Annotated in this window: 21 protein-coding genes; 11 read left to right on the forward strand and 10 right to left on the reverse strand. The window is 59.9% G+C overall.

Annotated features, from left to right (window positions below):
- Positions 1–9: 9 nt before the first annotated feature.
- The 3 genes from C4J89_RS12775 to C4J89_RS12785 all read left to right on the forward strand — a co-directional run bounded on the left by C4J89_RS12775 (position 10) and on the right by C4J89_RS12785 (position 3,636).
- Positions 10–1,032 carry an ABC transporter permease gene (locus C4J89_RS12775; protein ID WP_124362706.1) on the forward strand — a complete coding sequence of 341 codons (1,023 nt, stop codon included), beginning with the start codon at positions 10–12 and terminating at the stop codon, positions 1,030–1,032.
- A 422-nt stretch (positions 1,033–1,454) separates the two neighbouring features.
- Entirely contained in the window at positions 1,455–1,859 is a 405-nt protein-coding gene (locus C4J89_RS12780) for a TraR/DksA C4-type zinc finger protein (protein ID WP_003191666.1), read from the forward strand.
- 544 nt (positions 1,860–2,403) lie between these two features.
- On the forward strand, positions 2,404–3,636 hold the full coding sequence (locus C4J89_RS12785; RefSeq protein WP_372237500.1) for a methyl-accepting chemotaxis protein: 1,233 nt from the start codon (positions 2,404–2,406) through the stop codon (positions 3,634–3,636).
- Between the two features lie 104 nt (positions 3,637–3,740).
- On the opposite strand, the gene C4J89_RS12790 is transcribed toward C4J89_RS12785, so the two are convergent.
- The gene (locus tag C4J89_RS12790; RefSeq protein WP_124362708.1) at positions 3,741–3,983 is read right to left on the reverse strand and encodes a DUF2789 domain-containing protein; all 243 of its coding nucleotides are present in this window, start codon (positions 3,981–3,983) and stop codon (positions 3,741–3,743) included.
- Positions 3,984–4,054: 71 nt separating this feature from the next.
- On the reverse strand, positions 4,055–4,285 hold the full coding sequence (locus C4J89_RS12795) for a hypothetical protein (RefSeq protein ID WP_124362709.1): 231 nt from the start codon (positions 4,283–4,285) through the stop codon (positions 4,055–4,057).
- Positions 4,286–5,047: 762 nt separating this feature from the next.
- Between C4J89_RS12795 and C4J89_RS12805 the strand changes: the two genes are divergently transcribed.
- The 5 genes from C4J89_RS12805 to C4J89_RS12825 all read left to right on the forward strand — a co-directional run bounded on the left by C4J89_RS12805 (position 5,048) and on the right by C4J89_RS12825 (position 8,195).
- The gene (locus C4J89_RS12805; RefSeq protein ID WP_124362711.1) at positions 5,048–5,518 is read left to right on the forward strand and encodes a hypothetical protein; all 471 of its coding nucleotides are present in this window, start codon (positions 5,048–5,050) and stop codon (positions 5,516–5,518) included.
- Positions 5,519–5,649: 131 nt separating this feature from the next.
- On the forward strand, positions 5,650–6,666 hold the full coding sequence (locus tag C4J89_RS12810; protein WP_124414617.1) for an ABC transporter substrate-binding protein: 1,017 nt from the start codon (positions 5,650–5,652) through the stop codon (positions 6,664–6,666).
- 126 nt (positions 6,667–6,792) lie between these two features.
- On the forward strand, positions 6,793–7,230 hold the full coding sequence (locus tag C4J89_RS12815; RefSeq protein ID WP_124414618.1) for a DUF3995 domain-containing protein: 438 nt from the start codon (positions 6,793–6,795) through the stop codon (positions 7,228–7,230).
- A 90-nt stretch (positions 7,231–7,320) separates the two neighbouring features.
- On the forward strand, positions 7,321–7,650 hold the full coding sequence (locus C4J89_RS12820; RefSeq protein ID WP_124414619.1) for a hypothetical protein: 330 nt from the start codon (positions 7,321–7,323) through the stop codon (positions 7,648–7,650).
- A 98-nt stretch (positions 7,651–7,748) separates the two neighbouring features.
- Positions 7,749–8,195, forward strand: a complete 447-nt coding sequence (locus C4J89_RS12825; protein ID WP_124362715.1) for a GNAT family N-acetyltransferase — start codon at positions 7,749–7,751, stop codon at positions 8,193–8,195.
- Positions 8,196–8,635: 440 nt separating this feature from the next.
- Here the strand turns inward: C4J89_RS12825 and C4J89_RS12830 are convergent, their stop codons facing one another.
- Positions 8,636–8,998, reverse strand: a complete 363-nt coding sequence (locus tag C4J89_RS12830) for an NUDIX hydrolase (RefSeq protein ID WP_124416018.1) — start codon at positions 8,996–8,998, stop codon at positions 8,636–8,638.
- Positions 8,999–9,123: 125 nt separating this feature from the next.
- Between C4J89_RS12830 and C4J89_RS12835 the strand changes: the two genes are divergently transcribed.
- The 3 genes from C4J89_RS12835 to C4J89_RS12845 all read left to right on the forward strand — a co-directional run bounded on the left by C4J89_RS12835 (position 9,124) and on the right by C4J89_RS12845 (position 11,475).
- A complete protein-coding gene (locus C4J89_RS12835) occupies positions 9,124–10,101 on the forward strand; it encodes a Gfo/Idh/MocA family protein (protein ID WP_124362716.1) in 978 nt (325 codons plus the stop codon).
- A 46-nt stretch (positions 10,102–10,147) separates the two neighbouring features.
- The gene (locus tag C4J89_RS12840) at positions 10,148–10,777 is read left to right on the forward strand and encodes a ribonuclease T2 (protein ID WP_124414620.1); all 630 of its coding nucleotides are present in this window, start codon (positions 10,148–10,150) and stop codon (positions 10,775–10,777) included.
- Between the two features lie 110 nt (positions 10,778–10,887).
- Positions 10,888–11,475 (forward strand): LysE family translocator, encoded by a 588-nt coding sequence (locus tag C4J89_RS12845; RefSeq protein WP_124362718.1) that lies wholly within the window; start codon positions 10,888–10,890, stop codon positions 11,473–11,475.
- Here C4J89_RS12845 and C4J89_RS12850 read toward each other — a convergent pair.
- From C4J89_RS12850 to C4J89_RS12880, 7 genes are all read right to left on the reverse strand, one after another.
- A complete protein-coding gene (locus C4J89_RS12850; protein ID WP_124407106.1) occupies positions 11,417–12,310 on the reverse strand; it encodes an AraC family transcriptional regulator in 894 nt (297 codons plus the stop codon). The two genes, C4J89_RS12845 and C4J89_RS12850, sit on opposite strands and share 59 nt — an antisense overlap.
- 16 nt (positions 12,311–12,326) lie before the next feature.
- Positions 12,327–13,928 carry an ABC transporter ATP-binding protein gene (locus C4J89_RS12855; protein WP_124414621.1) on the reverse strand — a complete coding sequence of 534 codons (1,602 nt, stop codon included), beginning with the start codon at positions 13,926–13,928 and terminating at the stop codon, positions 12,327–12,329.
- 1 nt (position 13,929) lies between these two features.
- Positions 13,930–14,949 (reverse strand): ABC transporter permease, encoded by a 1,020-nt coding sequence (locus C4J89_RS12860; protein ID WP_124362721.1) that lies wholly within the window; start codon positions 14,947–14,949, stop codon positions 13,930–13,932.
- Position 14,950: 1 nt separating this feature from the next.
- Positions 14,951–16,024, reverse strand: coding sequence for a microcin C ABC transporter permease YejB (locus C4J89_RS12865; protein WP_124362722.1), 1,074 nt, complete (start codon positions 16,022–16,024; stop codon positions 14,951–14,953).
- Entirely contained in the window at positions 16,025–17,863 is a 1,839-nt protein-coding gene (locus tag C4J89_RS12870; RefSeq protein WP_124414622.1) for an extracellular solute-binding protein, read from the reverse strand. It lies immediately after the preceding gene.
- A complete protein-coding gene (locus C4J89_RS12875; protein ID WP_124414623.1) occupies positions 17,860–19,689 on the reverse strand; it encodes an extracellular solute-binding protein in 1,830 nt (609 codons plus the stop codon). The genes C4J89_RS12870 and C4J89_RS12875 overlap by 4 nt, the downstream gene beginning before the upstream one ends.
- Before the next feature lie 213 nt (positions 19,690–19,902).
- Complete coding sequence (locus tag C4J89_RS12880) at positions 19,903–21,303, reverse strand: transglycosylase SLT domain-containing protein (protein WP_124362725.1); 1,401 nt, start codon at positions 21,301–21,303, stop codon at positions 19,903–19,905.
- Positions 21,304–21,325: the final 22 nt, after the last annotated feature.

Genomic DNA, 21,325 nt, shown 5'->3' on the forward strand with positions numbered 1-21,325 from the left:
TAATTGGCTATGAACGCAATAACAGACAACAAGCCGGCGATGGCACCGGTCAAGAACCGTCGACGCATGCCCACTGAATTGAGCATCTTCCTGGTGCTGATCGGCATCGGCCTGGTGTTTGAGTTGTTCGGCTGGATCGTGCGCGACCAGAGCTTTTTGATGAACTCCCAGCGCCTGGTGCTGATGATCCTGCAAGTGTCGATCATCGGCTTGCTGGCCATCGGCGTGACCCAGGTCATCATCACCACCGGCATCGACCTGTCGTCCGGCTCGGTGCTGGCCTTGTCCGCGATGATCGCTGCCAGTTTGGCGCAGACTTCCGATTTTTCCCGTGCGGTGTTTCCGTCTCTGACCGATTTGCCGGTGTGGATCCCGGTGGCGATGGGCCTGGGCGTGGGGCTGCTGGCGGGGGCGATCAACGGCAGTATTATCGCGGTGACCGGGATTCCGCCGTTCATTGCGACCCTGGGCATGATGGTCTCGGCCCGTGGCCTGGCGCGTTACTACACCGAAGGCCAGCCGGTGAGCATGCTCTCGGACTCGTACACGGCCATCGGCCATGGCGCGATGCCGGTGATCATCTTCCTGGTGGTGGCGGTGATTTTCCATATAGCCCTGCGCTACACCAAGTACGGCAAGTACACCTACGCCATTGGCGGCAACATGCAGGCGGCGCGTACTTCGGGGATCAACGTCAAGCGGCACCTGATCATCGTCTACAGCATCGCCGGCCTCTTGGCGGGCCTGGCAGGCGTGGTGGCCTCGGCCCGTGCGGCGACCGGCCAGGCCGGCATGGGCATGTCCTATGAGCTGGACGCAATCGCGGCGGCAGTGATCGGCGGCACCAGCCTGGCGGGCGGGGTAGGGCGCATCACCGGCACCGTGATCGGCGCGCTGATCCTCGGCGTGATGGCCAGTGGGTTTACCTTTGTCGGGGTGGATGCGTATATCCAGGACATCATCAAGGGGCTGATCATCGTGGTGGCGGTAGTGATCGACCAATATCGCAACAAGCGCAAGCTCAAGCGCTGAGACAATATTGAGGACAGCACCGGTCAAATGTGGGGGAGGGGGCTTGCCCCCGATGGCGGTGGCTCAGTCAAACAGATGGCGACTGACACTCCGCAATCGGGAGCAAGCCCCCTCCCACATTGAGTAATGCGCCAGCTTGTTCAACCGTTTGTCTTCTATATAGCTCACCTGGACTGAATTTCTTGCTATAAACGCACTCCGATGACCGTTCGCCAAGCCCGTCCTGGTGCTTTTGGGGGTTGATCGGGAAAAATGCCTGTCATTTCAGTTGCTGCGCCTTCAAGTCGGCCTTAGACTGCCGCCCCTCGTAAATTGAGTGCCGGGTGGCGCTTGGAACGGATGGCGCCTTTCCGAGACCTGCAGAGGTCGGCCGGAACGCTCCCTTATTCGCCTTAATGCACGTATTTTTTATAGAGAAATCAATGACAAAGGAAAAGTTGCTGGCCATGCCGGCGGATGACTACATGAATGCCGAACAGCACGCTTTTTTTGAGAAGTTGCTGCAAGACATGAAAGTGGAACACCACGAGCGCATTGAACAGAACCGTATCGCCATTGAAAGCCTGGACACGCCTGCCGACCCGGCTGACGCTGCTTCCGTGGAAGAAGAGCGCACCTGGCTGGTCAATGCCATCGATCGCGACCAGCGCATGTTGCCGCAACTGGAGCGTGCCCTGGAACGTATCAAGGAAGATTCCTTTGGCTGGTGTGATGACAGCGGCGAGCCTATCGGCCTCAAGCGCCTGCTGATCAGCCCCACCACCAAATACTGCATCGAAGCGCAAGAGCGCCACGAGCAGATCGACAAGCACCAGCGTCAAGCCTGATGCGCTGCACGGGGGGCCGCATGCCCGGCTCCCCAAAGAATTATTCGTTACGCCCTGGTTATTGATCTACTGCATGCACTTGCACTAAAGGCCCATGGATAATGGCCCGATAGTGGCGTTTAATGCAGACACAATAACGACAAGCAGCGGGGTAACGACAATGGCTGGAGACGGATCTCTGACGGGCGCAGCAGTGCCACCGCAATCGGTGGCGCGCGTGCTGCCCGGCTGGCTCACACCGCTCGCGCAGAGCGCCGTCCTGGTGCTGCTACTGCTGGGCCTCGCGTTTACCCGCTTGCCGCTCTATGTGTGCCTGCCGCTGGCCTTGCTGGTGATCTGGCTACCCCGCCTGAAAAGTCCCAAGCCTGGGGTGGCGCACGCTGCGGCCAGCGATGCGATTGGCGAGCTGACGCGCGATCTTTCCTATACCACCAGCCATAATGCACTCTCCGCTGCGGGCGTGGCCTATTCGGTCAAGCAGCTGGCGGCGCGTGTGCAATCGCAACTCGGCGCCTCCCAACAGATCGTCAGCAGCGCGCAAGTGATGATCAGCACCGAACAGGTCACTTCCCAGCTCAGCCGCCAGGCGTTGGGCGCGGCCAGCCAAGCCCATCAGCGCAGCAGTGAAGGCCGGGAAGTGCTGGTGCAGTCCATCACCCGCATGCATCAACTCAGCCAGCGTGCCGATGCCAGCCGCGAGCTGATCGAAGCCTTGAGCCAGCGCAGCGAGGAAATCCAGCGTGTGACGCTGGTGATCCAGTCTATTGCCAGCCAGACCAACCTGCTGGCGCTGAACGCGGCGATCGAGGCGGCGCGGGCCGGTGAACATGGGCGTGGCTTTGCCGTGGTCGCCGATGAAGTACGCGGCCTCGCTGGCCGTACGGCCACGGCCACGGATGAAGTCGGGGTGATGGTCGCTGACATCCAGCAACGTACCGCCCAGGTGGTGGAGCGGATTCGCCAACTGTCGGCGGACCTGCACACCGGTGTTAAACAGGTGGAATCTGCAGGCGAACACCTGGCGAGCATCGCCAGCCTGGCGGCGGATGTGGAAACCCAAGTCAGTGAAATCGCCCAGGGCACCGACACCAATCGCACGCAACTTGACAGCTTGTTCCACGCCGTGGAGCAGATGCGCAGCGACCTCACGGTAAGCGATCAGCAAACCCGCCAGCTCGCCGACGCCGCTGTGCAAATGGAAGGGCAGGCTGAAACCATCAGCGAACGCCTGGCGCAAGTCGGCCTGGATGACTATCACCAGCGTATCTACGACTTGGCTCGCGAAGGCGCCAGGCGCATTGCCGAACAGTTCGAGGCGGATGCGCTGAGCCGCCGGATCAGCCTCGAGGATCTGTTTGACCGCAACTACACGCCGATTGCGAACACCCGCCCGAGCAAATATAAAACCCGGTTTGACGCTTACACCGACCAGGTGTTGCCCGCCATTCAAGAGGCGCTGTTGCCACGTCATGAAGGCTTGGTGTTTGCGATCGCCTGCACCCAACAGGGCTACGTGCCGACGCATAACAAAGTGTTTTCCCACGCCTTGACCGGGGATGACCAAGTGGACGCAGTGCAGAACCGCACCAAGCGCAAGTTTGACGACCGTACCGGCATACGCTGCGGTAGCCATCAACAGCCCATGTTGCTGCAGACTTACACGCGCGATACCGGCGAGCTGATGCACGACTTGTCGGTGCCGATCATGGTCCAGGGGCGCCATTGGGGTGGTTTGCGTTTGGGCTACAAGCCGCAAGGTGCAAAGCCAGGGCGATAACGATACGACGCAGCACCGCCTTCAACAGGCGTGAGGAGGCGCAGGAATGCAAGGCTGCCTGGCAAGCGCTGATGCGCCGGAGCAATCAGGCAGCCTGCATTGCATCAAGCGGCGGGAGACTCGTGCAGCAGGGCGTTGAGGTCATCGACCGCAGGCGCCCATTCGGCGTCGATATGCAATTGTTCCCTGAGGAAGGCCGCTTGTTGCTCGCTCCAGAACGGCGCGTCGATGAGTTTGACGTCATCCGGCAAACGGTGTTCGGCGGTGAAGCGTTCGATGGCTTCCTGGCTGGAATCCAGGCCTAGTTGTTCGAACAGGGTTTCAAGTGTCGGGGTGGTGGTGTCCATAACATTCTCCATGCGGGCTGATCATCGTCCTGCATGTGAGGGGTATGGCACGCCAGAGTTCTATCGGATTATCAAGAACTGAGTGCGCCTGAATCCACGGCGGCTTTCAGCTCCTTGGCGGCCTCTTTTGCTGCGATGGCCGCAGCGTCGACAGTTTTGAACCAGCGGTCTTTCTCTACCTGATGCGCTGTCACTGTGGTCAACGGCGGTTTGGCCCGCATGATGATGACTGCTTGAAACTCACCGTCTACTTCCCTGGCATCGCCATGGATAAAAAATTCGCCAATATCAAATTCCGTCACGTATAGGCTTCTCTTCAAGGTAACTGCACTGATGAAACCTGACCCGCACGGGGCAAACTCCAATGGACGGGTCAGTATGGCAGTTGTTGAAGGGCCGCTGTGCAGTAAAGTCAGCCAGGTGACGAAACGAGTGTGCCGTGCAGACTATACAAATTGGCTTCCAGGGCTTTGGCCAATGCACAGGCCTTGGTGTGATCGCTGCGAAAGCCTTTTATCCTGCCGCTGGTCACTTCCTGGATATGGAAAAAATTCCTTCCGGCCGGCACAACGCGATAAAGCACGGAATGGGAGTACCCATCGGGCGTAGGTAAGCAGTAGTATTGCGGTTCGTCCGGACATGATGAATGCGAGTGGAAGGACGTATCGTCGTGTTGACGTCGTAGCATGCTCAGCTCCTGTCGATCGACCTTGTTGTTATAGCCGCCACATTTCGGGTGGTTTGACTAGTGTTGCTGTTTTAGTATTGTCGTTGGCGGCACGCGCCTGGTTCCATGTCCAGGTGTTTTCTTTTGTGATGCGTGTCGGAAAACTGTGTTTTTAATCGGGTTATTCTCTGAAGTTGCTCGACTCGTATTCTCGGGTCGTTGAACCTGTGATTTGCTGTGTTGCCGGATGACCTCGCATAAGGGCCGCCGCGCTTATCTGTACGGGTCTTATGGGTTTTCTTCAGGATTTTAACGAGTCTGTGATCGTGCCGTAACGGCCGTTTTTTTGTGCTGCCCGCTCAAGCGGTCAGTGCTATTTCGATGTGGGGACGTTTCCTTGGCAGTCAGTAATCTGGATATGCACGCGTTATTCGTGCTGGGTGATTTGCGCGCAAAGTTGGTCAAGCAGTTTCAATCTCGTTTTGTCTACGTCACCGAGCAGACACCGGAAGGTATCTACGTCGCTGAGATCGATACCGAAGCCGCGTTGGTGGTGGACGACAAACCACGCCTGGAACTCAAGGTCGGCGACCATTTTCGCGCGGCGGTATTGCCCAGCCGCGAAGGTGGCAAGTTCGAACTGAAATTCCGCGATATCAAGTTGACCGTGTATGGCCTGGGCGACTATGCGTTTGTGTCATCGGCCGAGGGCGAGGGGATTGTGTTCAAGGAAGGCCACAGCGTCATGCTGGTATTTGCTGCCCACGAACAGCTGCAGGAAGGCCTGACCAAAACCCTCAAGGCCGTGACAGGCAAAGCCGCCAAGTGGCGCAAGGGCGAACTGGTGACGTTCAAGGCCAGTGAATAAATATCGCCACGGCGAACTTCTTTTATCTTCCGGAACCTCTACTACAGTTGAGTTGACTTAACTATTCAGAGGCTTCGCGCATAGCAGCAAAGCCGTCCGCTGATGGCTGCGATATCGCGAGGTGCGAGGGTATGAAAGGAATGCGAACACTGTTGGCTGCATCGTTGACGGCCCTGGGCCTGTCACTGGCGTCAATGCCGGTATCGGCCGCCCAGGCGCCGGTGCACTTTGCCGACCTGAACTGGGAAAGCGGCAGCCTGATTACCGAGGTGCTGCGGTTCATTGTCGAGAAGGGCTACGACTTGCCAACCGACACGTTGCCCGGTACCACCATCACCCTGGAAACCGCCCTGGCCAAGAACGACATCCAGGTGATCGGTGAAGAGTGGGCGGGCCGCAGTCCGGTCTGGGTCAAGGCCGAGGCTGAAGGCAAGGTGGTAGGCCTGGGCGATACGGTCAAGGGCGCCACCGAAGGTTGGTGGGTGCCGGAATACGTGGTCAAGGGCGACCCGAGCAAAAACATCAAGCCCCTGGCCCCTGACCTGAAAAGCGTAAACGACCTGGCGCGCTACAAGGATGTGTTCCGAGACCCTGAGTCTCCCGGCAAAGGGCGCTTTCTCAACAGCCCCATCGGCTGGACCTCGGAAGTGGTCAACAAGCAAAAGCTCAAGGCGTACGGCCTGGACACCAGCTACGTGAACTTTCGCAGCGGCTCGGGGGCGGCACTGGATGCCGAGATTGCGTCGTCGATCCGCCGGGGCAAGCCGGTGCTGTTCTACTACTGGTCGCCCACGCCGTTGATGGGCCGCTATAAATTGATTCAACTGCAAGAGCCGCCGTTCGACGCCGAGGCCTGGAAGACGCTGACGGATGCGGACAATCCTGATCCCAAGCCGACGCGCTCGCTGGCCTCGAAATTGAGCATCGGCGTGTCTACGCCGTTCCAGAAGGAGCATCCGCAGATTGCGCAGTTTTTCGAGAAGGTTGAGTTTCCTATCGAGCCGCTTAATCAGGCGTTGGCGAAAATGAGTGAGAACCATACGCCACCTCGGGACGTGGCCCAGGCGTTTCTCAAGGCTCATCCCGAGGTGTGGAAGGCGTGGTTGACGGAGGATGTGGCACTCAAGGTTGAGGCAAGCCTCCAGTAGAGCGCGGGTCAACCTTTGGGAAATGAGCGCGCGGGCTTGTGCGGCGCGCCCGTTCCGCCGACGAAATACCTGCAGAAACCTTCAGGGCGACTATCCTCATTCGCACATTTCTGTGAGGAGCCCGCCATGAGCTTCATCATCGCGCGCTGGATCGTCGCAATTTTTACCTGCATCAGCATGGTGCATCTGTACTGGGCCGCGGGCGGCAAACTCGGCAGCCTGGCCGCCATTCCTCAATTACCGGGCGAATTCGCCAGCGGGCCAAGGCCGGCGTTCAAACCCTCGGCGCTGGGCACCTTTCTGGTCGCCATGGGGCTGGTGGCGATTGCGCTGCTCGTCTGTCTGCGCGCCGGGCTTTATTTTTCGCCGGTGTCCCATGGGGCGCTGCAATGGGGGATCAGTGCGATCGCCGTGGTAATGTTTGCCCGGGCGATTGGGGATTCGGAGCTGGTGGGGTTTTTCAAAAAAGTCGGCGGCTCCAGGTTTGCCAAGCTGGATACCTTTGTCTATTCGCCGCTGTGCCTGGTGCTGGGCGCCGGGCTGTTGGTGGTGGCATGGGGCTGAGGGGTGGAGGATAGGGCAATCTGATGGCCCCTCTGTAACAAAATTCTCGCCAGAATCACTTTTATTTCAGGTGGTTAGGTGAGGAAGCTAATGCGCACTGTTGGAATCATGCTGATTGCCTGTTCCCTGGCCGGCGGCGCGGCAGCCGCGCAGGCTCGGGAGTTGCGCGAGGGTGACAAGTATATGTGCAGTTGGGGCGCAGGCACGGCTGCCAGGGCTCAGGAGCTCAAGCTTTCGGGGGTGTCGCTGTACGCCGCGCGGCAAAAGATCCAGACCATCAAATTCAACAAATCGTGGATGCGCATGATGGCCATGGGCATTACCGAGCAGACCTATGACAGCCGTTCACGGCTCAAACCCGAGGCGATTCGCCAGAGTTTTTACCACGATTGCGTGCGCTATAAGGTGGCGCGTAAATAAGCGTTTTTTTCCTACCGTGCTGCCGAGTGGTTTACAAATCCACGACAAATGCTGTGTAAGTATTTGCATACAATCGCGTGCTTGATCAGGAGGCATGTATGCAAGTGCTTATTCGAGTGGCGACCGTCGAAGACCTCGACACGCTCATTAAAATTCGTACCTCGGTGGTGCAAAACCATTTGAGCCTTGAACAGATGGCTGATCTGGGGATCACGCCACAGGTACTGGCCGACGCGCTGCGCACAGCCCCGTGCGCATGGGTCGCAGAAGTGGACGGCCAGGCAGCGGCCTTTTCCATGGTCGATCTTGAGACCGGCGAGGTGTTCGCGATGTTCGTCTTACCTTCCCACGAGAACCTGGGCCTGGGCCGGCGGTTGATGGCAGTGGCCGAGGCCGCGTTGTTTGTGCATCACGAGCGCGTGTACCTGGTCACTGATGGCCGCGATGAAGTCCGCGCTAACGGGTTTTATCAGCGCCTGGGGTGGCTGAGGGCCGGCCGTGTTGAGGGTGATGACGTTCGCTACGAAAAAAGCAGGGCATACTGACTTCATGAGCGCCTAAGCCCCCGATTAGCTGACAGCTTGCGCAACTTCGTGCTGGAGTGTTGGGCGCTGCAGCGCGCATGCAGGCGATTGAACAAACCGTTATTGAAAACTGTGAAAATGGAATAACTAATATCCCTTTTTTATAAGTGGATAAAGTTCAAAGCCTTGCCCCTAACTTGCACCAAAAAGTGGCACAAATTTGCCTCTTTCCTTAAAAAACATGTGGTTATTGAATGACTTACGATGCTTCCAATCCGACGAAAGGAAGAAAATAATCTTGTGACGTGTTTTTGCAATCGCTAATATAGCCGTGCGTTCACCTCCCACGGTTTATGCATTTTTAAATCCCAAGTTTCCATCAGCTACTTGGGATTTTTTTTGCCTTGAATTTGACCCTGTGCACAGCAGTGGCAGCACGGCTCGCCAGTCAAACCGTCGCGTCAGAGGCGGCGCAGGAAAGATTTGACGATGTGCCGCGTGGCGTCAGTGGTGTCTAACTCATCGAGAGCGTTGTAGGCGTACCACTGGCAGTCGACGATCTCGTTGCACGGTCGCGCCTCGTCGATGTTCACCACCGAGGCCTCGAATACATGGTGCAGGGTGTCGCGGGCCTTCAGCTCCTGCAGGTACAGCAAGCCGTCCACGTTCAACCCCGTTTCTTCTTCCAGCTCGCGCTCTGCCGCGCCCACTGGGCGTTCGCCGCGTTCGACCTTACCGCCCGGCAACGCCCATCTCGATCTTGCCTTGCGCACGAAGAGGATATGCCCCTCGTGTTCGCATATGACCGTGGCCCGTATTTTCATCATCTGTGCCCGTAACGAAATCTCTGTCATAAAAGTGTAATGCAATTGTCATGCTAAGTGGTTATGGCGCGCCAGGGTGTGTATGTGGATACTGCCCGATTGACATAAACGAACGAGGAGAGCAGATGAGCACCGTACGTTGGGGCATGATCGGCTGTGGCAGTGTCACTGAATTGAAGAGTGGACCCGCTTTCTACAAAGCGCCAGGTTCTGCCCTGGTAGCCGTGATGGGGCGGCGCGAGGACGCCGTGCGCGATTATGCGACACGTCATGGCATTGCCCGCTTCTATACCGACGCCCAGGCCCTGATCGACGACCCCGAGGTGGACGCGGTGTACATCGCCACGCCACCCGACAGCCACCTCGAGTACAGCTTGATGGTGGCAGCGGCAGGCAAGCATTGCTGCGTCGAAAAACCCATGTCGTTGAACGCCGAACAGAGCGCATTGATGCAACGCACCTTCGAGCGCGCCGGGCTGCACCTGTTCGTCTCCTACTATCGGCGCTCATTGCCACGCTTCCAGCAAGTGCGCAGCTGGTTGCAGGAAGGCCGTATCGGCGAGCTACGCCACCTGACCTGGACCCTGTGCAAGCCTGCGGCACAGGCCGACACCAATCCCGCCAATTGGCGCACAGACCCGGCGATTGCCGGCGGCGGTTATTTTGCCGACCTGGCCAGCCATGGGTTCGACCTGTTCCAGTACCTGGCGGGAGATATCGTCGAAGTGTCGGGCTTCACCGCGCGGCAGGCCGGGCGTTACGCGGCGGAAGATGCAGTAACCGCCTGCTGGACCTTTGCCAGCGGTGCGTTGGGCATGGGCTGCTGGAACTTCGTGGCAGACCGCCGCGAAGACCGGGTCGAGCTGATCGGCAGTCATGGACGCATCACGTTCTCGGTATTCGAAGACCAGCCGCTGCGTCTTGAAGGGGAGTCCGATGAGGTGCTGGAAGTGCCGTGTCATGCGCACATCCAATGGCACCACGTGCTTGCGATGAATGCCCATATCCGTGGGGAAGCCAAGCACCCTTCGCTGGCAATCGAGGCGCTGAAGACGGATCGAATCCTGGACAAGGTGCTGCAACGTTATTCTCAACATCCCTAGCCGTCGCGATAGCGTGGTGATTCACTTTGTTTAAACGGATATCGCGATGAAATACTGGATGGTGGGGTGGCTGCTGATCATCACCGGCGCAACGGCAGCGCCGCGCAGTCAAGGGCAGCCAGGGGAATTTGATTTCTATGTATTGTCGCTGTCATGGTCGCCGACGTTTTGCCTGACACACCCGAACAATGAACAGTGTTCGGGCAAAGGCTACGGGTTTGTCCTGCATGGCTTGTGGCCGCAGTACGCGCGAGGCGGGTGGCCGGCCTCCTGTGCACCTGATGTGCGATTGACCAACGAGGAAATGCGCAAGGGCGCGACGCTGTTTCCCACCCGTGCGCTGCTCAAGCATGAATGGGCCAAGCACGGCACCTGCAGCGGGCTCGTGCCGCTGGAATACCTGGAGAAAACCGATACGGCACTGGGGGCGGTGGTCATTCCGCCACAACTGCAGCCGTTCAATACGCCGCCGTCATTAGCGGCCAGCGAGATCGAGGCACTGTTTCGCGAGAGTAACCCACGTATGGGCAATCACGGGATGGCCGTCGTCTGCAAAGGCAAAGTGCTGTCTGAAGTGCGGGTATGCCTGACCAAGGACCTGGCCTTCGCCGGTTGCCCGCGCAGCGTAAAAAGCCAATGCCGCAGCGGCGATATCCGGATCCCCGCGCAGCGCTGAGCCTGGATGCCTCACGCAGCTTGCAGCTTGAGGGGCATTTTGTTCAATACCGAGTTCGCTCCAGCCTATAGCGTGATGTCATCCGTATGACATCACGAAAAGGAACCGCAATGAGCTTGATCATTTCCATGGCTGCCTTCGCCCTCGCCACTTCCATTACGCCTGGGCCGGTCAACGTGGTCGCCCTGAGCAGCGGCGCGCGCTTCGGGTTTGCTGCCAGCCAGAAGCACGTGTTCGGCGCTGCGCTCGGCTTCACGCTGCTGTTGATACTGATCGGCCTGGGCCTGCACGAGGTGCTGCTGCGCTGGCCGATCCTGACCCAACTGATCCAGTGGGGCGGGGTGGCCTTTTTGCTGTACATGGCCTGGAAGCTCGCCGTCGATGATGGCCAGTTGCAGGCCGATGGCGCCGCCACGGCGCCATCGATGTTGTACGGCGCGATCATGCAGTGGCTCAACCCCAAGGCCTGGCTGGCCTGTGTGGCGGGAATGGGGCTGTTTGCGGCGGACGGCGATGCCGGGCAAGTCTGGTTGTTCGCTGGCCTCTACCTGGTGATCTGCTACCTGTCGGTGGCGTGCTGGGCCTATGCCGGAACGTTTCTGCGGCGCTACCTGCACAATCCCCAGGGTGTCAGAGTATTCAACCGCTCGATGGCCGCGTTGCTGGTGGCCAGTGTGGGTTATTTGCTGATGGCTTGAGTATTTCGCGGTATTGCCCGGGCGTGGCGGCGAAATGCTGCTTGAACGCACGCTGGAAATGCGCCTGGTCGGCAAAGCCTGCGGCCAGGGCCACGTCGGCAATCAGCTCGCCATGGCGCAGCTGGGTGCGGGCGAACTGGATACGGCGATTGACCAGAAAGGCATGGGGTGTCAGCCCGTAATACTGTTTGAAGGCGCGAATCAAATAAGACGGCGACAGCTCGGCCGCCTGGCAAATGTCCTCGAGCTTCAGGGCCTCGGTGCAGTGTTCACGGATGTAGTCGGCGGCCCGCTCCAACTTGTGATTGACCTCCCGTACCGGTGCGAGCGAAGGATTCAGGCGCTGCTGCACCTCGCTGAAATAGCTCACCAGCGCGCTCTGTTTGTGCAGCAGTTCGGCCCGCTCATCCACCAACAGGCGGTACAACGCCAGCAAGCCGTTGTACAACGACGGGTCCCGCGTATGGGGGGTGTTGAACGGGCGGTAACCCTGGTCGGTACTGAAGCCCAGTTGATGCTGCAGGTCGGTCAGCCAGGGCGTGTCGAGGTAGAGCATATGGTAGGACCAATGCTCGTTTTCGATGGGATTGCAGGCATGCACATCGCCGGGGTTCATCAACACCACGGTGCCGGCGCTGATCTGGTAGGTCTGCGCGCCATGGTGGTAATAGCTGCGCCCGCGGGTGATTGCGCCAATGGAAAAATGTTCATGGGCATGCCGCGTGTACGTCACCTTGCGCCCGTCGGCGATGGTGCGCGCCTCGATGAAGGGCAAGCGCTCGTCGCGCCAGAAACGCGGCGAGTGCGAAGGGTGGGCGCGAGTGTTCAACGACATGGCGAGGACTCCTACGTCAAGCGGGCACCAGAAAGGCCGCTTCCAGTAATTGCCGAGTATAGGGGTGCTGTGGGCTGGCGAAAATCGTCCCGGCATCCCCTTGCTCCACTACCTGACCCTGCTTGACCACCATCAACTGGTGACTCAGCGCCTTGACCACCGCCAAGTCATGGCTGATGAACAGGTAGGTCAGGTTGTACTTGGCCTGCAAACCGCGCAGCAGTTCCACCACCTGGCGTTGCACCGTACGGTCCAGCGCCGACGTCGGCTCATCCAGCAGGATCAGGCGCGGTTTGAGCACCAGGGCGCGGGCGATGGCGATGCGCTGGCGCTGGCCGCCGGAAAACTCATGGGGGTAGCGGTGCCGCGACTCCGGGTCCAGGCCGACTTCCTTGAGGGCGGCAATAATCGCCGCTTCCTGCTCGGCCGCCGTGCCCATCTTGTGGATGCGCAAGCCCTCGCCGACGATCTCGCTGACGCACATGCGCGGGCTCAGGCTGCCGAAGGGGTCCTGGAACACCACCTGCATTTCGCGGCGCAACGGGCGTACCTGTTGCTGGGTGAGGCGGTCGAGTTGCTGGCCTTCGAAACGAATGCCGCCCTGGCTGCCAATCAAGCGCAGGATCGCCAGGCCCAGGGTGGACTTGCCCGAGCCGCTTTCGCCGACGATGCCCAGGGTTTGCCCTTGGGGCAGGCTGAAGTTGATGCCGTCCACGGCCTTGACGTAATCGACGGTGTTGCGCAAAAAGCCTTTCTTGATCGGGAACCAGACTTTCAGGTCGTCCACTTCCAACAGCGGTGGCCCGGCGGCGTTGGTGGCCGGCCCGCCGCTGGGTTCCGCCGCCAGCAATTCCTGGGTGTAAGGGTGTTGCGGCGCCTGGAACAGCGCCTCGCAATCGGCCTGTTCGACGATGCAGCCCTGTTGCATCACGCACACCCGGTGCGCGATCCGGCGTACCAAGTTCAAGTCGTGGCTGATCAGCAATAACGCCATGCCCAGGCGCGCCTGCAGTTCCTTGAGCAGTTCCAGGATCTTCAATTGCACCGTTACATCGAGGGCCGTGGTCGGCTCATCGGCGATCAGCAGTTCCGGCTCGTTAGCCAGGGCCATGGCGATCATCACCCGCTGGCGCTGGCCACCGGAGAGTTCGTGGGGCAATGCCTTGAGGCGTTTGTGCGGCTCGGGGATGCCCACCAGCTCCAGCAGTTCCAGGGTGCGCTGGGTGGCGACCTTGCCGGTGAGGCCCTTGTGCAGGCCGAGCACTTCGTTGATCTGTTTTTCGATGCAGTGCAGCGGGTTCAGCGAGGTCATCGGCTCCTGGAAGATCATCGCGATGCGGTTACCGCGAATGTGCCGCAGGGTCTTTTCCTTGAGCGTCAGCAGGTCTTGCCCGGCGTAGTGGATGGTGCCGGACGGGTGCCGCGCCAAAGGGTAGGGCAGCAGGCGCAGGATCGAATGGGCGGTCACCGATTTGCCGGAGCCGCTTTCGCCGACCAGGGCCAGGGTTTCGCCGCGCTTGATATCAAAGCTGACGTTATTGACCACGCGATGGTGATGCTCGCCGGTGACGAACTCGACACTGAGGTCGCGGATTTCGATCAGATTGTCCTGATTCATCTCATTTCCTCGGGTCGAAGGCATCGCGAGCAGACTCGCCGATAAACACCAGCAGGCTCAACATGATCGCCAGCACGGCAAACGCGCTCATGCCCAGCCACGGCGCTTGCAGGTTGGATTTGCCCTGGGCCACCAGTTCGCCCAATGACGGCGAGCCGGCCGGTAGGCCGAAGCCCAGGAAGTCCAGGGCGGTGAGGGTGCCGATGGCGCCGGTGAGGATGAACGGCATGAACGTCATGGTCGAAACCATCGCATTGGGCAGGATATGGCGGAACATGATCGCGCCGTTCTGCATGCCCAGCGCACGGGCCGCGCGCACATACTCCAGGTTACGCCCGCGCAGGAACTCGGCGCGCACCACGTCCACCAGGCTCATCCATGAGAACAGCAGCATGATGCCCAGCAGCCACCAGAAATTGGGCTGCACGAAGCTGGCGAGAATGATCAGCAGGTACAGCACTGGCAACCCGGACCAGATCTCCAGGAAACGTTGCCCGGCCAGGTCCACCCAACCGCCGTAAAAACCCTGCAGGGCGCCGGCGATCACGCCGATGATCGAGCTGAGCACGGTCAGCGTCAGCGCAAACAGCACCGACACGCGAAAACCGTAGATGACCCGCGCCAGCACATCGCGGCCCTGGTCATCGGTGCCCAGTAGGTTGACGCTGGACGGCGGCGCTGGGGCCGGCACTTTCAGGTCGTAGTTGATGCTCTGGTAGCTGAACGGGATCGGTGCCCATAAGGTCCAGGCGTCCTTGGCCTTGAGCAGTTCCTGGATATACGGGCTCTTGTAGTTGGCTTCCAGGGGGAACTCGCCGCCGAAGGTGGTCTCCGGGTAGCGCTTGAGCGCCGGGAAGTACCAGTCACCGTCGAAGTGTACGGCCAGCGGTTTGTCGTTGGCGATCAACTCGGCGCCCAGGCTCAGCCCGAACAGGATCAGGAACAGCCACAGCGACCACCAGCCACGCTTGTTCGCCTTGAACCGCTCGAACCGGCGGCGATTGAGGGGGGACAGGTTCATCTCAATGCTCCCGGCTGGCGAAGTCGATACGCGGATCGACCAGGGTGTAGGTGAGGTCACCGATCAGTTTCACGATCAGCCCCAGCAGGGTGAAGATAAACAGCGTGCCGAACACCACCGGATAGTCGCGGTTGATCGCCGCTTCAAAGCTCATCAGGCCGAGGCCGTCGAGGGAGAAGATCACTTCCACCAGTAAGGACCCGGTAAAGAAGATGCCGATGAAGGCCGAGGGAAAACCGGCGATCACCAGCAACATCGCGTTGCGGAACACATGGCCGTAGAGCACGCGGTGGTTGGTCAGGCCCTTGGCCTTGGCGGTGACCACGTACTGTTTGTTGATCTCGTCGAGAAAGCTGTTCTTGGTCAGCAGGGTCATGGTGGCGAAGTTACCGATTACCAGGGCGGTCACGGGCAGGGCCAGGTGCCAGAAGTAATCGAGCACCTTGGCGCCCCAACTCAATTCGTCGAAGTTGTTGGACGTCAGCCCGCGCAAGGGGAACCAGTCCAGGTAACTGCCGCCGGCAAACACCACGATCAACAGAATGGCGAACAGGAACGCCGGGATCGCATAGCCGACGATGATTGCCGAACTGGTCCACACATCGAAATGGCTGCCGTGGCGCGTAGCCTTGGCGATGCCCAGGGGGATCGACACCAGGTACATGATCAGGGTGCTCCATAGCCCGAGGGAAATCGACACCGGCATCTTTTCCTTGATCAGGTCGATGACCTTGGCATCACGGAAAAAACTGTCGCCGAAATCCAGCCGGGCATAGTTCTTGACCATGATCCACAGGCGTTCCGGCGCCGACTTGTCGAAGCCGTACATTTTCTCGATTTCCTTGATCAGCGCCGGGTCGAGCCCCTGGGCGCCGCGATAGCTGGAACCGGCCACCGCGACTTCGGCGCCGCCACCGGCGATACGGCTGGTGGCGCCGTCAAAGCCTTCGAGCTTGGCGATCATCTGTTCCACCGGCCCGCCGGGGGCGGCCTGGATGATCACGAAGTTGATCAGCAGAATGCCGAACAGCGTGGGGATGATCAGCAACAGGCGACGAACAATATAGGCCAGCATTCAATCGCCTCCGCTCGCCGCTTCGGCGCTTTGTGTGGTGTCCAGGGGGATCGCCGGTTTGACGTCGGGTTTGGCCCACCAGGTGGCGGTGCCGACGTCATAGCGCGGCGAGACTTGCGGATGGCCGAGGTGGTCCCAATACGCCACACGGAAGGTCTTGATGTGCCAGTTGGGGATCACGTAGTAACCGAACTGCAGCACGCGGTCCAGCGCCCTGGCGTGGGCGATCAGGCTTTTGCGCGAGTCGGCGTCGATCAGTTGTTCGACCAGTTGGTCGACGGCCGGGTCTTTCAGGCCCATGTAGTTGCGGCTGCCGGGTTTGTCGGCGCTGGACGACTTCCAGAACTCACGCTGCTCATTACCCGGCGAGGTGGATTGCGGAAAGCTGCCCACCAGCATGTCGAAATCCCGCGAGCGCAGGCGGTTGATGAACTGCGACACGTCAACCCGGCGAATCACCAGGTCGATGCCCAGGTCGGCCAGGTTGCGCTTGAACGGCAGCAGGATGCGCTCGAATTCGGTCTGGGCCAGCAGGAATTCAAGGGTGACCGGTTTGCCGGTGGTGTCGACCATCTTGTCGTCGACGATCTTCCAGCCGGCCTCTTGCAGCAGCTGATACGCCTCGCGCTGCTGCGCACGGATCATGCCGCTACCGTCGGTTTTGGAGGGCTCGAAGGACTGGGTGAAGACTTCGGCAGGGATCTTGTCGCGCAGGGGCTCGAGAATCGCCAGTTCATCCGGGCTGGGTAAACCGGTGGCGGCCATTTCCGAGTTTTCGAAGTAACTGCGCGTGCGGGTATAGGCGCCATTGAACAACTGTTTGTTGCTCCATTCGAAATCCAGCAACAGGCTGATGGCCTTGCGCACCCGGACATCCTGAAACATCGGTTTGCGCGTATTGAACACGAAACCCTGCATACCGGTGGGATTGCCGTTGGGGATTTCTTCTTTGATCAAGCGGCCCTCGGCTACCGCCGGAATGTTGTAGGCGTTGGCCCAGTTTTTCGCGCTGAACTCCAGCCAATAATCGAACTGCACGGCTTTCAGGGCTTCCAGGGACACGGTGCTGTCGCGGTAATAGTCAGTGATGCGGTTATCGAAATTGTAGAAACCCTTGGCTACCGGCAGGTCCTTGGCCCAGTAGTCCTTGACCCGCTCGTAGCGAATCATGCGCCCGGCCTTTACCTCAGCCACCTTGTACGGGCCACTGCCCAGCGGAATTTCCAGGTTGCCCTTGGAAAAGTCCCGGCTGGCCCACCAATGTTTGGGCAGTACCGGCAATTGCCCGAGGATCAGTGGCAGCTCACGGTTGTTGGTGCGCTTGAATTTGAACAGCACCCGCAACGGGTCCTCGGCGACCACTTCATCCACGTCGGCGTAGTAAGTGCGGTAGAGCGGGGTGCCATCCTTGATCAGGGTCTGGAAGGTGAACACCACGTCTTCGGCGCGGATCGGGTGGCCATCATGGAAGCGTGCCTCGGGCCGCAGATAGAAGCGCACCCAACTGTTGTCCGGCGCCTTTTCGATCTTGCCGGCCACCAGGCCGTATTCGGTGATGGGCTCGTCCAGGCTCTGCATGGCCAGGGTGTCGTAGATCAACGGCAGATTGTCTGCGGGCACGCCTTTGCTGATGTAGGGGTTGAGGCTGTCAAAGCCGCCCATGGCCGACTCGCGGAAGGTGCCGCCCTTGGGGGCGTCGGGGTTCACATAGTCAAAATGCTTGAAATCGGCGGGATACTTGGGCGGCTCGTTATACAACGTCAACGCATGTTGCGGGGCGGCCTGGGCCGCGCTGCACAGCAACAGGCTGGCGAATAGAGTACTGCGCAAAGACATCATTGGGCTTTCTCCGAAGCTTTCAGCCACCATGCGCTCAAGCCCAGGCTGTAGGGCGGCGTGGTGACAAACGCGAACCGGTTGCGGTACGCCAGGCGATGATAGTTGAGGTACCAATTGGGAATGCTGTAGTGCTGCCACAGCAGCACCCGGTCCAGGGCGCGGCCGGCGGCCAGTTGTTCTTCGCGGGTCTGGGCCGCGAGCAGTTGTTCCAGCAGGTGGTCGACCACGGGGTTGGCGATGCCGGCGTAATTCTTGCTGCCCTTGATGGCAGCCTGGCTGGAATGGAAGTACTGCCACTGTTCCAGCCCTGGGCTGAGGGTCTGGTTGAGGGTGACCAGGATCATGTCGAAGTCGAACTGGTCGAGGCGCTGCTTGTACTGCGCACGGTCAACGGTGCGCAGGTGCGCGTCGATGCCGATACTGATCAGGTTCTCGACATAGGGCTGCAGGATGCGCTCCAGGTTCGGGTTGACCAGCAGGATTTCCAGGCGCAGCGGTTGCCCATCCTGGTTCAACAGGCGTTGGCCGGACAGCTTCCAGCCGGCCTCGCCGAGCAGGCCCAGGGCGCGGCGCAGGGTGTCGCGGGGGATGCCGCGACCGTCGGTTTGCGGCAGGCTGAAGGCCTGGGTAAACAGCTTGGCCGGCAGTTGGTCGCGGTAGGGCGAGAGCATCAGCCACTCGTGACCGACCGGAACGCCGGTGGCGGAAAATTCGCTGTTGGGGTAGTAACTCAAGGCGCGTTTGTAGGCATTGCTGAACAGGGTGCGGTTGGTCCATTCGAAGTCGAACATCAACCCCAGGGCTTCGCGCACCTGGGGCTGGCTGAAGGCCGGGCGCCGGGTGTTGATGAACAGGCCCTGGCTCTGAGTGGGGATGCGGTGGGCGATCTGCGCCTTGATAACCTCGCCGCGGTTCACCGCCGGGAAGTGGTAGCCGGTGTCCCAGTTCTTGGCCTGGTGTTCGATATAAATGTCGAATTCGCCCGCCTTGAAGGCTTCAAAGGCGACGTCGCTGTCGCGGTAGAACTCCACCTCGACCTTGTTGTAGTTATACAAACCCTGGTTGACCGGCAGGTTCTTGCCCCAGTAATCCTTGACCCGTTCGAACACCAGCTGGCGGCCGGGGGTGACCTTGCTGATGCGGTACGGCCCGCTGCCCAGTGACGGCTCGAAGGTGGTGGCCTTGAAGTCGCGGTTCTTCCAGTAATGCTGGGGCAGCACGGGCAACTCGCCCAGGCGCAGGATCAGCAGCGGGTTGCCGGCGCGCTTGAACACAAAACGAATGCGATGGCGATTGAGGATGTCGACCCGCGCCACTTCCTGCAGGTTGGTGCGGTATTGCGGGTGGCCTTCGGTCAACAGGGTTCGGTAGGAAAACGCCACGTCATCGGCAGTAATCGGTGCCCCATCGTGAAAACGCGCCTCGTGGCGCAGGTTGAACACGACCCAGCTGCGGTCCTCGCTGTATTCCACCGATTGGGCAATCAGCCCGTAGCTGGACGTCGGCTCATCGCCAGAAGGGGCGTACTGGCCGGTGCCGACCATCAGCGGTTCGTTCAGCTCGTTGACGCCGTACTGCAGGAAGTTACCGGTGGAAACCGGGCTGGTGCCCTTGAAGGTATAAGGATTGAGGGTGTCGAACGTGCCAAAGGCCATCACCCGCAGTGTTCCGCCTTTCGGCGCTGCAGGGTTTACCCAATCGTAATGGGTGAATTTGGCCGGGTACTTGAGTGTGCCGAACTGCGCGTAACCGTGGCTCTCGGTAATCGTCGCGTTCGCAGCAAAGCTCAAGGCCAGACTTATTAGTAGAAGGAGGGAACGCTTCAAGTCAGAGATCCGATCCGGGCGGCTTGGGCTTTATGATCGGTACAGTAACAGCTTGTTCCGGATGGAAAAAGGCTGCTGAGAGCACTGAAGATCCAATGTGGGAGGGGGCTTGCCCCCGATAGCTTTGTGCCAGTCAGTACATAGGCTAACTGACCCACCGCTATCGGGAGCAAGCCCCCTCCCACATTAGGTTCCCCGGCGTACTTCAGGCCTTTATCTTGGCCCGGAAACCACCAGCATCTGCCCAGGCTTCAACGCCTGGCCGGTGCGTGGGTTCCAACGCTTGAGATGTTGCATCTCGACGTTGAAGCGCTTGGCGACCATGTACAGCGAGTCGCCTTTCTTGACCTTGTACTGCACCGGTTTGGTCGCGGCGGCTTTACGCGTGTCCTGCATCACCAGGGTCTGGCCGACCTTGAGCGCCTGGCCGTTGAGCTTGTTCCAGCGCTGCAGGTCATGCACATCGACCTTGTTGGCCTTGGCGATCAGCGTGAGGTTGTCGCCAGTGCGCACCTTGTAGCTGCGGGTACGCCCGGCCACCGCCTTGGTCTCGACTTCGTCGAACACCGGCTTTTTCGGGCGCATGCTCAACAATTCTTCCGGCTTCATCGTCGACAGGGTGCTGGTGAGCAGTTGCGCCTTGGAGGTGGGCACCAGCAAATGCTGGGGGCCGTCCAGGGTGGTGCGTTGTTTCAGGGCCGGGTTGAGCTGGAACAGCTCGTCTTCATCGATTTCCGCCAGCGCGGCGACCCGGGACAGGTCCATGCTTTGCTTGACTTCAACCACTTCGAAATACGGCGTGTTGGCAATCGGGTTGAGGTTGACGCCATACGCCTCGGGGGCCAGCACCACCTGGGACAACGCCAGGAATTTGGGCACGTAGTCCTTGGTTTCCTGGGGCAGCGGCAGGTTCCAGTAGTCCGTCGGCAGGCCGAGCTTCTCGTTGCGCTCGATGGCACGGCTCACCGTGCCTTCACCGGCATTGTAGGCCGCCAGGGCCAGCAGCCAGTCGCCGTTGAACATGTCATGCAGACGCGTCAGGTAGTCCAGTGCGGCGGTGGTGGAGGCGGTGATATCGCGGCGACCGTCGTAGGCGCGGGTCTGGCGCAGGTTGAAGTAGCGCCCGGTGGACGGAATGAACTGCCACAAGCCGACCGCATCGCTGCGCGAATAGGCCATCGGGTTGTAGGCACTTTCAATCACTGGCAGCAGCGCCAGCTCCAGGGGCATGTTGCGTTCTTCAAGGCGCTCGACGATGTAATGAATGTAGAGGCTGCCGCGTTCGCCGGCGTTCTCCAGGAAGGACGGGTTGCTGGCGAACCACAGGCGTTGTTGCTCGATGCGCGGGTTGACCCCTACGCCGTCCTGCAATTGAAAGCCCCGACGCATGCGTTCCCAGACATCCTGGGGCACTTCGGGGCTAGGCTTCTCTGAGAGCCAAATAGGTTTTTGCTTGATCTTGGCAGCAAGATTGGGTTTGGGTTGCACGGTGGATTGTGCAGCGTAATGAGTCGATTGGCAGCCCGCCAGAGTTGCGGAAACGGCCACCGCCACGGCTTGAGCCAGGCGGGTCAATGCGTCTGAAGAAATGGATTTACGAATAGATGACGACATTGGCTGGAAGTAAGTTCCGGGC

This window comes from Pseudomonas sp. R4-35-07 (genome assembly GCF_003852235.1).
In the GTDB taxonomy this organism is placed as follows: Bacteria; Pseudomonadota; Gammaproteobacteria; order Pseudomonadales; family Pseudomonadaceae; genus Aquipseudomonas.